Source organism: Synechococcus sp. R70.1 (assembly GCF_047461675.1).
Taxonomy (GTDB): Bacteria; Cyanobacteriota; Cyanobacteriia; order Thermostichales; family Thermostichaceae; genus Thermostichus.
Window position 1 is genome coordinate 1 of record NZ_JANSHR010000060.1, and the last position, 11,482, is coordinate 11,482.

Consider the following 11,482-nt stretch of genomic DNA (forward strand, 5'->3'; position numbering starts at 1 on the left):
TGGTTCTGGGCTACCTGCGCGAGGAGGAGAACCTGGTGATGGCCATGCTGGATGAAATTGCCTTTCGCGTGCCGGTGCGCTTGGAGCGGCAGGTGCCGCTGGGGGCTTGGATTGAGTTGGAGGTCCTCCAAGCAGATCCCCGTGCCGATGTGATTGAGTTGCGGGAGGTAAGAGACTTTGCTCCCTAAAGAGGGGGGTAGCTGATACAACAGAGGAGGGTTATCCCCGTTCCCCAGGAGGAGTTCCATGGCCACACGACCTTCTGGCCCGCCGCCAATTGTCTATATTCTCCTGATTGCCATCTTGGGGGGGGGCGGCTGGTATGCCCATCGCTCAGGCTTGCTCAGCTCCTGGCTTAGCCGCACCTCTGGGAGCCCGACTGCTCAGCCCCAAGCCCCAACAGCGCCCAACCCCCCTCAGGTCCAGGTACCCAACCCGCCTGCCAACGCCGTTAATCTGGATACTTCTCTGCCCAACCCAGTAGTGCTCCAGGTGGATGGCAGCGTCACGATGATCCGGCTCGTCTTGGCCCTGAAGGGAGGCTACACCCAGCGCAACCCCGGCATCCCCATCACCTACGGGATCCCGGATGGCAAGCCCAATGGATCCAATGCCGGCCTGAAGGCCCTGATGGAAGGTCGCATCCAGATGGCCGCTAGCTCCCGCCCCCTCAATGCCAGCGAAGTGCAGGCGGGTCTACAGGCGATCCCGGTGGCCAAAGATGCCCTGGCGGTGGCGGTGGGGGTGAACAACCCCTACAAAGGAGGACTGACGCTGCAGCAATTGGCCGATATCTTCCAGGGTCGGATTACCAACTGGAGCCAGGTGGGCGGTCCGGATCGGCGGATTCGTGTTCTCAACCGCGCTCCCCAGAGTGGCACCTACAGCGTTTTCCAAGAGCTGGTGTTATTGGGGTCGCCCTTTGCTCCCGACAACCCCCCTTACTTCACCACCGCCACCCAAGACGTCACCACTCCTCTCTTGCGGGCGCTGGGGGAAGACGGCATCACCTACAGCACTGTGGATCAAGTGCAGAACCAGCAAACGGTGAGGATGGTGCCCATCGACGGCCAGATGCCCACCCGCGAGGCCATTCAAAGTGGCCGCTACCCGCTGGCCCGCAACGTGTTCTTGGTGGTGCCGCGAAAAACCAGTCCTGTGGTGGCTGACTTCATTAACTACGCCCTCTCGGATCAAGGCCAACAGATCATTGGCCGCACCGAGTTCATCCCGCTGCGCTAGCCAGCCTAGCGGTTGGCGCGGTACAGCAAGGCCCCGCCTATACCTAGGCAGACGAAGTTGGGCAGCCAGGCTGCCACCTCTGGCCCCAGCGTCCCAATCTGCCCCAGCGCCTGGCTGACAAACAGGAGCACATAGTAGGCAAAGATAATCAGCACGCTGAGGCCCAAGCCCAAAGAAGAACTGGTGCGCTGGGGTCGTAGGCCCAGCGGGGCCCCGATCAGGGTGAAGGCCAGACAGGCAAAGGGGATGGCGTACTTCTGGCTAAGGTTGACCTGGAGGCGGCGTACCCGCTGCAGATCCCCTGAGCTGGCAAGAACCTCAATGTAGCGGCGCAGCTCTGGAATGTTCATCTCCTCGGGGCTGCGAACCTCCTGGGCCAAATCCAGCGGCGCCCGCGACAGACGCAGCTCCTGGCGGGAAAAAGTGGCGATGTTGCTGTAGGTGCCGTCGGGCGAAACGATGTAGGTGGTGCCCTCCTCAAACACCCAGAGGTTCTCCCGGGGATCCCAGCGCCCCCGCTGCGCCAGCAGAATTTGACTGAGAGCCTCGTTGGAGACATCCAGGACGATCACGCCGCGCATCTCTTGGCCATCGAAGCTGCGGGCGTAAAACTGACGGGTTAGCCCTTGCCGTCGGGAAAAGCTGCCATCGGGCTCCGGCGTGAGGATCTCGCCAAATTCTTGGTAGAGGATGTTCTCGCGGCGAAAGTCAGGATACCGGTTCAAAGCGCGGTTTAAAGTCAAGGCTGCCTGGCGATTGCTCACCGGCACCACCAGCTCGTTGAACAGAAACGTTAGCGCCGTTACCAACAAGCTGAGCAGGACAGCCGGCACCACCAGGCGGTAGAGGCTCACGCCGCAGGCGCGCAGAGCCGTGATCTCGCTATCGGCAGACAGGCGCCCATAGGCCAGCAACGTCGCCAACAACATTGCCATGGGAAACGTCAAGACGATGATCCCCGGTGCCCGCAGCAGGAACACCTGCAGGGCCACTGAAATCGATAGCCCCGCCTCCACCACCAGGCGCACCAGCTCAAACAGAGAGCTCACGGCCATCACCAGGGTGGTAAACGCCCCCACCCCACCGAGAAACGGCAGGAGCATCTCGGAGAGGATGTAGCGATCCATTAGGCCTACTGCACAGACGAGGGAGAGCCTGCGGCAAGACTGCTTGACCGAACAAGGAGTGGAAGGAGAGGAGAGTTTCACGCAACCTAAGGGTAGTTGGGACAGCAAGCCCTTCGCCCAAGAGGTGAAGGCTGTTAACGACTTTAGACCGGAACCTTGGGGAACAAAAGGTTAATTCCCTCCCTTTCTCAATCCAATCCGCCTACGATCGACCTAGGCGGGCAGAGGACTGGGCTGGGTTCCAGCATGGCTTCTTTCCATCTCAAGGGTTTGCTGGAGCGGCTCCTGGAGCTACGACAGCAGGTTGTCGAGGGATCCCAGAACTACCTGGCCGCCTGGGGCTGCCTTGCGAACCCTCCTGCAGCCCTCTGCAACCTGGCGCGCTACCTGGCGCTACGCCAACACGATCTGCGCAACCTGCAATTGGAGCTGGCTGCGGTGGGGCTGTCCTCGCTGGGACGGTGTGAATCGCGGGTCTTAGAGACCCTGGATGCGGTGATCGCCACTTTGGCAGCCACGCAGGGCCTAAGCCACAAGGGGCCCAGCCATGAGGAGTTTTACGCTGGGGACATGGCGCTGGAGCAGCATGCTGAGGCGCTGTTTGGCCCTCCTTCTCCCCACCGCCGCGCCCGCATCATGGTGACCCTGCCCAGCGAAGCTGCCGAGCAGCCCGAGCTGCTGCTGCAACTGCTGCAACGGGGGATGAACGTGGCCCGGATCAACTGCGCCCACGACGATCCCCTGGTGTGGGAGAAAATGGTGGCCCACTTGCGCCAGGCCGAAGCCCAGACTCAACGGCGCTGCAAGATTTTGTTCGACCTGGCCGGCCCCAAGATCCGCACGGGCCCGGTGGCCATGCCCCCCGGCAAAGCCAAGGTGTACCGCGGGGATCGCATCCTGCTCACGGCAGCCATGCCGCCGGTCACCTCTGACCCCTCTTGCCAGGTGGCTTGCACCCCGCCAGAGATCTTGGCGCACCTGCAGGTGGGGGCAACTGTCTGGATCGACGACGGCAAAATCGGCGCCCGTGTCGTGGGGATCGAGCCGGTAGGGGTGGTGCTGGAGGTGGACAAAGTCGCCCCGCAGGGCAAGAAGTTGCGGGAGGGAAAGGGCCTCAACTTTCCCGACAGCCAGCTCCCGATCCAGCCTCTGACCGAGAAAGATCGCCAAGACTTGGACTTTGTGGTGCAGCATGCCGACCTGGTGGGCTATTCCTTTGTCCAGCAGCCGGCAGATTTGCAGTTGCTGTTTTCTGAGCTGGAGCGGCGCCAGGCCCGTCCTGAACTGGGCTTGCTCCTCAAGATTGAAACGCAGCGGGCGGTGAAAAACCTACCCGCCTTGATCGCGGCCGCCGACGGCTGTCGACCGCTGGGGGTGATGATTGCCCGGGGGGATCTGGCCGTAGAGATAGGTTGGCTGCGCTTGGGGGAGATCCAGGAGGAACTGCTGTGGATCTGCGAGGCGGCCCATGTGCCGGTGGTCTGGGCTACGCAGGTGCTGGATCAGCTCACCAAAGAGGGCCTGCCCTCGCGGCCTGAGCTTTCCGATGCGGTGATGTCTGCCCGCGCCGAGTGCGTCATGCTCAACAAAGGCCCCTATCTCCTGGAGGCAGTTGCCCTTCTGGATGAGCTGCTGGCCCGGATGCAAGCCCACCAACACAAGAAAAGCCAACGCCTGCGCGCTTTGTACTCCTGGCGCTAAGATGAAGCAGCATCAAAGACGAAACTTCTCCCCCAGGTAATACTTGCGCACCAGGGGATCCGCCGCCAGCTCTGCTGCCGTGCCCTTGGCCAGAATGGCTCCCTCGTTGAGAATGTAGGCCCGGTCGGTGATCTCCAGCGTCTCCCGCACGTTGTGGTCGGTAATCAAGACGCCGAGGCCCCGCTGCTTGAGCTTGGCCACCACCTCCTGGATGTCGGCCACCGCAATGGGATCCACCCCCGCAAAGGGCTCGTCCAGCAGCAAAAATTTCGGTCCGTGGATCCCAGCAGCCAGGGCGCGGGCAATCTCGGCGCGGCGCCGTTCTCCCCCCGACACCTGCAAACCCAAACTGTGGGCCACATGGGCAATGCGGAACTCCTCGAGCAGGTGGTTGAGGCGCTGCTGCCAGAGGCGGCGAGGCACCCCCGTCTGCTCCATAACTAGCAGCAGGTTGTCTTGAATGCTAAGGCGGCGAAAGATGCTCGGCTCCTGGGCCAGATAGCCGATCCCCAATTGGGCGCGGCGATGCATGGGCAGATGGGTAATATCTTGGTCATCTAGCCAGACATGGCCGCGGTTGGGCTGGATCAGGCCAGTCATGATGTAGAAGGTGGTGGTTTTCCCCGCTCCGTTGGGCCCCAGCAACCCGACGATTTCCCCTTGCTCAATGCTCAAGCTGACATCCTTGACCACCTCGCGGCGGCCATAGCGCTTACAGATGTTTTCCAGTCGAATCTGCATAGGGCCAGCCCAGGACTAGACGCTTTTTCCTAATCAATGCTGGCGGATCCCGAAAGCTAGTTCCAGCAAAAGCAGTGGGCCCCACTGTTGCTCCAGGAGGTCCAGATGTCCCTATCCTGGGAGCAATGCAGGACAACCTCGCTCCGCTGGGTTGCTGTCGTTAACTTGGCTACCACGAATTTCCCTCTCCAAGCTTCCGCTATTCTGGCGCTGCTGACCACGGCAACGGTTGCCTCCACTGCCGCTGCCACCCCCAACGCTTGCTTCCTGCGCTACCTACTGGCTTCCAAAGCCTGCCCCAACTGCCGTCTGGGAAGCAACCTGGATCTGGCAGAAGCCAACTTCCAGGGTGCCGACCTCATCGAGGCCAACTTGGAGCGCGCTATCCTGACCGGCGCCGATCTCAGCGGTGCCTACCTGGTGGGAGCCAATTTGCCGCAAGCCAACTTGCGCGGCGCCAATCTTAGCGGTAGCTACCTGGAGGGGGCGGATTTGCGCGGTGCTGACCTGCGGGGGGCTAATCTCTCTACGGCGCGAACTTGCGCGGGGCCGATCTGCGTCATGCCAACCTGGTTGGAGCTGACCTGCGCTGTGCCCGCACCCAAGGCCCACGCTTTCAGGGTGCTGTCCGGGAGTAGCGCAAAGAGCTCCCTCTAGGAGAAGTGTCAAGCGTGAAAGCCCACTGCGGATGGCGAGACTCGAACTCGCATGGCAAAGCCACACGCCCCTCAAACGTGCGCGTATACCAATTCCGCCACATCCGCGCTAGCTGGACTTCTTCTATCCTAGCAGCAAAAAGGCCGGGGTGTTAGGGGGCCGGCAACCCTAGTCCTCGGTCCAAAACCGCTCCGAGAGGTACTTGTCGGCCCCGTCGCAGAAAATGGTGACCACCACCCCCCTGGAAAGTTGGCGAGCCACCTCAAGGGCAGCCACCACATTGGCACCAGAAGAGATGCCCACCAGTAGCCCTTCCTCCAAAGCTAGGCGCTTCACCATCTTCTGGGCGGCTTCGGTGGAGACCTCGAGGTGCCGGTCCGGCAAGCTGGGATCGTAGATTGCTGGCTTGAGGGCCGTGGCCATGTGCTTGAGGCCTTCGAGGCCGTGGAAGGGGGAGTCCGGCTGCATGGCGATGATCTGGATATCAGAGCGGTACTCCCGCAGGCGTCGCCCCACCCCCATGCAGGTGCCGCTGGTGCCTAGCCCGGTTACGAAGTGGGTGATCTGTCCCTGGGTTTGCTCCCAGATTTCCACCCCTGTGGTCTCGTAGTGGGCCTGCCAGTTGGCGGGATTGCTGTACTGGTCGGGATAGAAGTAGAGATCGGGGTTTTCGGCGTAGAGAGCGCGGGCTTTCTCGATGGCCCCATCGGAGCCGAGGGCTGGATCCGTGAGCACCAAGTCCACCCCGTAGGCAGCGAGGATCTTCTTGCGCTCTGGGCTAGCGTTGGCCGGCAGGGCCAGCTTCACCTTGTACCCCAAAGCTGCCCCTATCCAGGCATAGGCAATGCCCGTGTTGCCGCTGGTGGCATCCAGGATAATCTTGCCAGGCGTAAGCTTGCCCTCGCGCTCGCCAGCGCGAATCATGTTCAGGGCCGGGCGATCCTTGACCGAGCCGCCGGGGTTGTACCACTCTGCTTTGCCGTAAACTCGCACCGCTGGCGGCAAATCAGCAGTAACCCGCCGCAGGCGAATGAGCGGCGTCCGTCCCACCAGCTCAATGGGGCTCTCGACCGCAGGGGGCAAGGGGCGAGAAGAAAACGCACTCGGGTACAAGCGGGATCCCTCGCTAGACAAGCACTGGACTGGACAACCATTGCTCATCTTATCCCGGTGTTCGTCAGTTCCAGCCTCTTCTGGGCTTCCCCGGCTCCTTTAGCTAGACTCTAAGATGGGGGTTAGCAAAAAGCGCTTTGGGCAACAGCAGGATGCGGAGCGGCAGGGCAGAAATCGGCATTGTAACGGCGCAACAATTTGATCGCCGGCGAGGTCAGATCCACGTCTACGACGGCGAGGGCAAGGGCAAGTCACAGGCGGCTCTGGGGGTTGTGCTGCGTTCAATTGGGCTGGGGATTGAAAACTCGGCCCCTAGCCGGGTGTTGCTGGTGCGGTTTCTCAAGGGACCGGGCCGCACCTATGCAGAGGACGCCGCGATTGCCGCTCTGCAGCGGGGCTTCCCCCACCTTATCGATCAACTGCGCACGGGGCGAGGAGAGTTCTTCGGCCCCGACGAGATTACCAAGTTTGACCGCCAAGAGGCTCGCCGCGGCTGGGATGTAGCCAAGGGGGCGCTGGCATCGGGCTTCTACTCGGTGGTGGTGCTGGACGAGCTAAACCCGGTGCTGGACCTGGGCCTGCTGCCTGTGGATGAGGTCGTCAGCACCCTCAAGCAAAAGCCAGAGGAGATGGAGGTCATCATCACCGGGCGGGGCGCCCCCAAGGAAATTATCGACCTAGCAGATCTGCACTCGGAAATGCGCAGCGTGCGGCGGGCGGCGGATCCCCAGAACGGACAGCCCCCCCTCAGCGGCATCGAGATCTACACCGGCAACGGCAAGGGCAAGTCCACCAGCGCTCTGGGCCGGGCTCTGCAGGCCATTGGGCGCGGCATCAGCAAGGATCTCTCCCACCGCGTCCTGATCATGCAGTGGCTCAAGGGGGGAACAGGCTACACAGAGGATGCGGCCATTCGCGCTTTGCGGGAGAGCTATCCCGATCTGGTGGATCACCAGCGCTGCGGTCGCGACGCCATTGTCTGGCGGGGCAAGCAGCAGGAAATCGACTATGTGGAGGCAGAGCGGGGCTGGGAGCTGGCTAGGGCAGCCATCGCCTCGGGGCTTTACAAGACCATCATCCTGGACGAACTCAACCCGACGGTAGATCTGGAGCTATTGGACGTGGAGCCCATTGTCGAGGCTTTGCTGCGCAAGCCGCGGGACACGGAGATCATCATCACAGGGCGCTGCCATGCGCCTCTGCCCTACTTTGAGCTTGCCTCTGTCCATTCGGAAATGGTGAGCCACAAGCACTACGCCGAGCAGGGAGCCGATCTGCGGCGCGGAGTGGATTACTGAGCAGGGTGGCGATGGGATCCTGGGTGGTGCTGGATCAGCTCCTGCAGCGAAGCGGGTTCCCCGACGCGAGGGCGCTGGCGCAGCTCTTGCTTGGCCTTTTCCAGACGGAGGTGTGGGTGGAGGGCAAGGAGCGGGTTCCCCAGGGCCCCCTGCTGGTGGTGAGCAACCATCGCAGCTTTTTGGATGCGCCGGTGCTGATTGCGGGGCTGGATCGGCCAATTCGCTTTGCTTGCCACTACTACCTCTCTCAAGTGCCCCTCTTGCGGGAGGTTGCCTTGGCTCTGGGTTGTATCCCCCTCCAGCAGGGATCGGGTTCACAGCTTGCCTTTTTTCGCCAGGCGCAGGCCACCCTGGCAGCGGGCGGGGAGGTGGGAATTTTCCCGGAAGGGGCGGAGCAGATGACCCGCAAGACCTTACCGCAGGAGGTGGGGCGGTTCCAGCCGGGCTTTGCCCATCTGGCCTTGGCTGCTGGCGTGGATCCCCTGCCAATCCTACCGGTGGCAGTGTGGGCCCAAGAGGAGTGGCGGGCAATCGACATCCCCATGGCTTTCTTCCGCTGGTTTGACCCCACAGAGCCCAGCTTTCAGCAGCCGGGGGGGCATCCGGTGGTGATCTACCGTCAGGTGGTGGTTCGAGTGGGATCCCCTCTTTGGGTGAGGGGAGCAAGGCGCTATACCTGCCGCCAGGAGCGGCTGCAGCTCATTCGGGAGTTAACGGCAGCCGCCCGCGAACAGGTGCGCTTGGGGTTGACAAGGAGATGGAAAGATTGAAAAGCAAGCCCACCGCCTCTAGTCCAAGCCGCCAGAAGCGGCCCCTGCTGCTCTATTTGCCGGGTATAGATGGCACGGGCAAACTGTTTTACCGGCAGGCGCAGGCTCTGCAAGCCGAGTTCCGCGTCCGCCCTCTGAGCTTAAACCATCCCGAAGCGGGGCATAGCTGGGAGAGCTTGGCCGATTGGGTGGGATCCCAACTGGAGGAGGGAGCCTACCTGTGTGGCGAGTCCTTCGGAGCTTGCCTAGCCCTGGCTGTAGCTGCCCAGCAGCCGGAGCGCTGTCGTGGCCTGATTCTGGTCAATCCGGCCTCCTCGCTGCGGCGCCGGCCCTGGTGGTGGGCAGGTCAGGTTCTCCTGCCCTTTTTGCCGCCGGGACTTTACCACCAACTGGCGGAGCGAGGGTTAGGGTTTTTGGCGGAGCTGGGCCAAATGGAGCCGCCGGATCGGGAGCGGCTGCGCCAGGCCGTGCACAGCGTTTCTCCGGAAGTGGTTGCCCATCGTCTAGCCTTGCTGGGATCCTTTGCTGTGGAAGATTTGCCCCTCGAGTCGATGAGGCTGCCAACCTTGCTGGTGGCGGGGGGGCGGGATCGTCTCCTGCCCTCGGTACAGGAGGTGCGGCGTCTGGCGGAGCGACTGCCCCAGGCCCAGGTGGAGATCTCGCCTTTAAGCGGCCATGCTTGCCTTCTGGAGCGGCAGATGAACCTGCGGCGCTACTTGCTCAAGCCCGATGGGGTCTTTGCCCCGCTACTGCTCAATTCCGCTCTGGCCCCCTGAGCAGCAAGAGGGAGCCCCACAGGTTTTCGATTCGCTCTTGGCAGGAGCTGTCTTTCCCCTCTCGATCCAGCCAGAGGGCTCTCAGGCCTGCTGCCTTGGCCCCCTCGTAGTCTTCGCGGCGGCTGTCGCCAATGTGCCAGGCAGCGGCAGGCGGGATCCCCTGGGCCGCTAGGGCAGCCTGGAAGATGCGGGGATCGGGCTTGGCATAGCCCACCTGGGTAGAGAGAGTAAGGCTAGAAAAATAGCCGTCCAGTTGCAGCGCCTGCAGCACTCGCACTAGACGGCTGTCGAAATTGGAGATTACCCCTAGCTGGATCCCTTCCTGTTGCAGGGCTTGCAAAACTGGCAGCGTCTCGGGATAGAGCTCCCAAGGGTCCCCTGCGGCAAAATGCTCGAACAGGTGGGCAAAAAACGCTGCAAAGCGCTCCTCCCCAAAGGCAGTAAGGGATCCCTCCACCTGGGCAAAGGCCTGGCGCACCACTTGATGCCACCAGGCCCGCTCCCACTCCTCTAAAAGGGATCCCGTCAAGCCCACGCAGGCGGGTGGCGGAGCACTGGCAAAAGCTTGGGCAAAGGCGCGATCCAACGCCCGTGGCTCCACGGCTACCCCGTATTCTGCCGCTAGCTGACTGTAGACTTGGCCCACGCTGCCCCGCACCCGGAACAGGGTGCCGACGGCATCGAAAAAGATCGCCTTCGGCCTCATTGCTGGTTTTCGTAGCGCGCGTAGGCCTCGACAATCCGCTGGACTAGAGGGTGGCGCACCACATCTCGCTGGTCAAAGTAGCAAAAGGCCACCCCCTCCACCCCCGCTAGGATGCGCTCTGCAGCCGCCAGGCCCGACAGGCGATGCTTGCCCAGATCCGTTTGGGTGAGATCCCCGGTAACCACCATGCGGGAGCGGAAGCCCAGCCGAGTGAGGGCCATCTTCATCTGCTCAGGGGTGGTGTTTTGGGCCTCGTCCAAGATAATGAAAGCGTTGCTGAGGGTACGCCCCCGCATGTAGGCCAGCGGCACCACCTCGATGACTCCCTGGGCCATTAGCTGAGGCAGCTTGGCCGGGTCGATAAACTCAAACAGGGCATCGTAGAGAGGCCGCAGATAGGGATCCACCTTTTCCACCAGATCCCCTGGCAAAAAGCCCAACTTCTCCCCCGCCTCTACTGCTGGTCGCGTCAGGATCAAACGCTCGTACTCGCGGTTTTGCAGGGCTGTGATGGCGACAACGGCTGCTAGATAGGTTTTCCCCGTGCCTGCTGGCCCAATGCCGAAGCAGAGATCGTGGGTGCGAATGGCTTGTACGTACTCCTGCTGGCGAGGCGTTTTGGGCCGAATGAGCTCTCCCTTGCGGGTGCGAGCCAAAACCCCTGCCTGCACTTGGCGATAGGCCTCAGCTTCTTGGTTGGAGAGAGCACGGAAGGCTTGTTCAGCATCGACTGCTGTTACAGGGTGCCCGGCTTGCCAAAGGGGTTTGAGCAATTCTAGCCACTGCCGCACCTGCTGCCGCTGTTGAGGTGTTCCCCTCAGATAGAGATCCTGCCCTCGCAGGGTAACCGAGGCGCCGCTGCAGCGGCTAATCCACTTCAAGTTAGACTCCTGCACGCCCGCCAGGGACATGGCCTGCTGGGGACTTGACAAAGAGATGATCTCGAGATCGGTGACAGCGGAGGAAGTCAAGTGGTTGTGCATGCCGTGGGCGCCGTGCACCCTAAGACCTGTTGAGACCTGTGATGGCGATCCTATCAGAAGCTCCGGCTAAAGTGCTCCAGGTTCTGACCAGCCTCGGCAAAAGGCTTCTCGGACAGCAGAGTCCGAGTGTTCTAGGACACCAATTGGGAAAACTCGCCCCCCTCGAGTTCGAGTTTTTGCTAGCAACGGAGTTAGAAATATTGAAAGAAATCTTTTTCTTCTGAAATAGTCGTTACTCATCAAGCAGAGCTAGTTTAGCCTTGAGGGTGTATAGCCTCCCAGTACATTCCGCCATTCACGTTGTCGATTTACATGTCGATTTACATTAATGAAAAGGCATCTGAACCTGGTCTTTCAGCACTTTTGGT

At 61.7% G+C, this 11,482-nt stretch carries 12 protein-coding genes, 1 tRNA gene and 1 pseudogene; 8 read left to right on the plus strand and 6 right to left on the minus strand.

The genetic code is table 11. The features are described 5' to 3' along the window. Both NW807_RS07895 and NW807_RS07900 read left to right on the plus strand, forming a co-directional pair. Nucleotides 1–188 (plus strand): hypothetical protein (locus NW807_RS07895; RefSeq protein ID WP_414425770.1); only part of this gene is annotated, 188 nt, incomplete at its 5' end. Between the two features lie 58 nt (nt 189–246). Continuing rightward, nucleotides 247–1,242, plus strand: coding sequence for a phosphate ABC transporter substrate-binding protein (locus NW807_RS07900; protein ID WP_414405433.1), 996 nt, complete (start codon nt 247–249; stop codon nt 1,240–1,242). Nucleotides 1,243–1,247: 5 nt separating this feature from the next. On the opposite strand, the gene NW807_RS07905 is transcribed toward NW807_RS07900, so the two are convergent. After that, nucleotides 1,248–2,369, minus strand: a complete 1,122-nt coding sequence (locus NW807_RS07905) for an LptF/LptG family permease (RefSeq protein WP_414393422.1) — start codon at nt 2,367–2,369, stop codon at nt 1,248–1,250. A gap of 246 nt (nt 2,370–2,615) precedes the next feature. Here NW807_RS07905 and NW807_RS07910 point away from each other — a divergent pair, with 246 nt between their 5' ends. Continuing rightward, nucleotides 2,616–4,070 (plus strand): pyruvate kinase, encoded by a 1,455-nt coding sequence (locus NW807_RS07910; RefSeq protein WP_414425771.1) that lies wholly within the window; start codon nt 2,616–2,618, stop codon nt 4,068–4,070. A 12-nt stretch (nt 4,071–4,082) separates the two neighbouring features. Here NW807_RS07910 and lptB read toward each other — a convergent pair whose 3' ends face one another. Further along, complete coding sequence (lptB, locus tag NW807_RS07915; RefSeq protein ID WP_414393426.1) at nt 4,083–4,811, minus strand: LPS export ABC transporter ATP-binding protein; 729 nt, start codon at nt 4,809–4,811, stop codon at nt 4,083–4,085. Between the two features lie 105 nt (nt 4,812–4,916). Here lptB and NW807_RS07920 point away from each other — a divergent pair. Together NW807_RS07920 and NW807_RS07925 are read left to right on the plus strand one after the other, a co-directional pair. Continuing rightward, a pseudogene (locus tag NW807_RS07920) lies at nt 4,917–5,300 on the plus strand (pentapeptide repeat-containing protein); the annotation flags it as partial. A 50-nt stretch (nt 5,301–5,350) separates the two neighbouring features. Continuing rightward, nucleotides 5,351–5,449 (plus strand): pentapeptide repeat-containing protein, encoded by a 99-nt coding sequence (locus NW807_RS07925; RefSeq protein ID WP_414425776.1) that lies wholly within the window; start codon nt 5,351–5,353, stop codon nt 5,447–5,449. A 45-nt stretch (nt 5,450–5,494) separates the two neighbouring features. On the opposite strand, the gene NW807_RS07930 is transcribed toward NW807_RS07925, so the two are convergent. Then, nucleotides 5,495–5,575 (minus strand) — tRNA-Leu (locus NW807_RS07930). 61 nt (nt 5,576–5,636) lie between these two features. Beyond that, nucleotides 5,637–6,581, minus strand: coding sequence for a PLP-dependent cysteine synthase family protein (locus NW807_RS07935; RefSeq protein ID WP_414405436.1), 945 nt, complete (start codon nt 6,579–6,581; stop codon nt 5,637–5,639). Between the two features lie 152 nt (nt 6,582–6,733). On the opposite strand from NW807_RS07935, the gene NW807_RS07940 reads away from it, so the two are divergent. The 3 genes from NW807_RS07940 to NW807_RS07950 are packed head-to-tail and all read left to right on the plus strand — an operon-like array spanning nt 6,734 to nt 9,425. Then, nucleotides 6,734–7,879: a cob(I)yrinic acid a,c-diamide adenosyltransferase gene (locus NW807_RS07940; RefSeq protein ID WP_414393431.1), complete on the plus strand. Its 1,146-nt coding sequence runs from the start codon at nt 6,734–6,736 to the stop codon at nt 7,877–7,879. An 11-nt stretch (nt 7,880–7,890) separates the two neighbouring features. Next, entirely contained in the window at nt 7,891–8,649 is a 759-nt protein-coding gene (locus NW807_RS07945) for a lysophospholipid acyltransferase family protein (protein WP_414411131.1), read from the plus strand. Then, nucleotides 8,637–9,425, plus strand: coding sequence for an alpha/beta fold hydrolase (locus NW807_RS07950; RefSeq protein WP_414425772.1), 789 nt, complete (start codon nt 8,637–8,639; stop codon nt 9,423–9,425). The genes NW807_RS07945 and NW807_RS07950 overlap by 13 nt, the downstream gene beginning before the upstream one ends. Here NW807_RS07950 and NW807_RS07955 read toward each other — a convergent pair. Beyond that, nucleotides 9,403–10,131 carry an HAD-IA family hydrolase gene (locus NW807_RS07955; RefSeq protein ID WP_414425773.1) on the minus strand — a complete coding sequence of 243 codons (729 nt, stop codon included), beginning with the start codon at nt 10,129–10,131 and terminating at the stop codon, nt 9,403–9,405. The genes NW807_RS07950 and NW807_RS07955 overlap by 23 nt on opposite strands. Then, nucleotides 10,128–11,114, minus strand: coding sequence for a PhoH family protein (locus tag NW807_RS07960; protein ID WP_414393436.1), 987 nt, complete (start codon nt 11,112–11,114; stop codon nt 10,128–10,130). Before NW807_RS07960 ends, NW807_RS07955 begins: the two co-directional genes overlap by 4 nt. Between the last annotated feature and the right edge of the window lie 368 nt (nt 11,115–11,482).

Bases quoted from the DNA above. Each gene is read 5' to 3' on its own strand.
- NW807_RS07900 (WP_414405433.1), top strand. From the start codon at position 247: ATGGCCACACGACCTTCTGGCCCGCCGCCAATTGTCTATATTCTCCTG.
- NW807_RS07905 (WP_414393422.1), bottom strand. From the start codon at position 2,369: ATGGATCGCTACATCCTCTCCGAGATGCTCCTGCCGTTTCTCGGTGGG.
- NW807_RS07910 (WP_414425771.1), top strand. From the start codon at position 2,616: ATGGCTTCTTTCCATCTCAAGGGTTTGCTGGAGCGGCTCCTGGAGCTA.
- lptB (WP_414393426.1), bottom strand. From the start codon at position 4,811: ATGCAGATTCGACTGGAAAACATCTGTAAGCGCTATGGCCGCCGCGAG.
- NW807_RS07940 (WP_414393431.1), top strand. From the start codon at position 6,734: ATGCGGAGCGGCAGGGCAGAAATCGGCATTGTAACGGCGCAACAATTT.
- NW807_RS07945 (WP_414411131.1), top strand. From the start codon at position 7,891: ATGGGATCCTGGGTGGTGCTGGATCAGCTCCTGCAGCGAAGCGGGTTC.
- NW807_RS07950 (WP_414425772.1), top strand. From the start codon at position 8,637: ATGGAAAGATTGAAAAGCAAGCCCACCGCCTCTAGTCCAAGCCGCCAG.
- NW807_RS07955 (WP_414425773.1), bottom strand. From the start codon at position 10,131: ATGAGGCCGAAGGCGATCTTTTTCGATGCCGTCGGCACCCTGTTCCGG.
- NW807_RS07960 (WP_414393436.1), bottom strand. From the start codon at position 11,114: ATGCACAACCACTTGACTTCCTCCGCTGTCACCGATCTCGAGATCATC.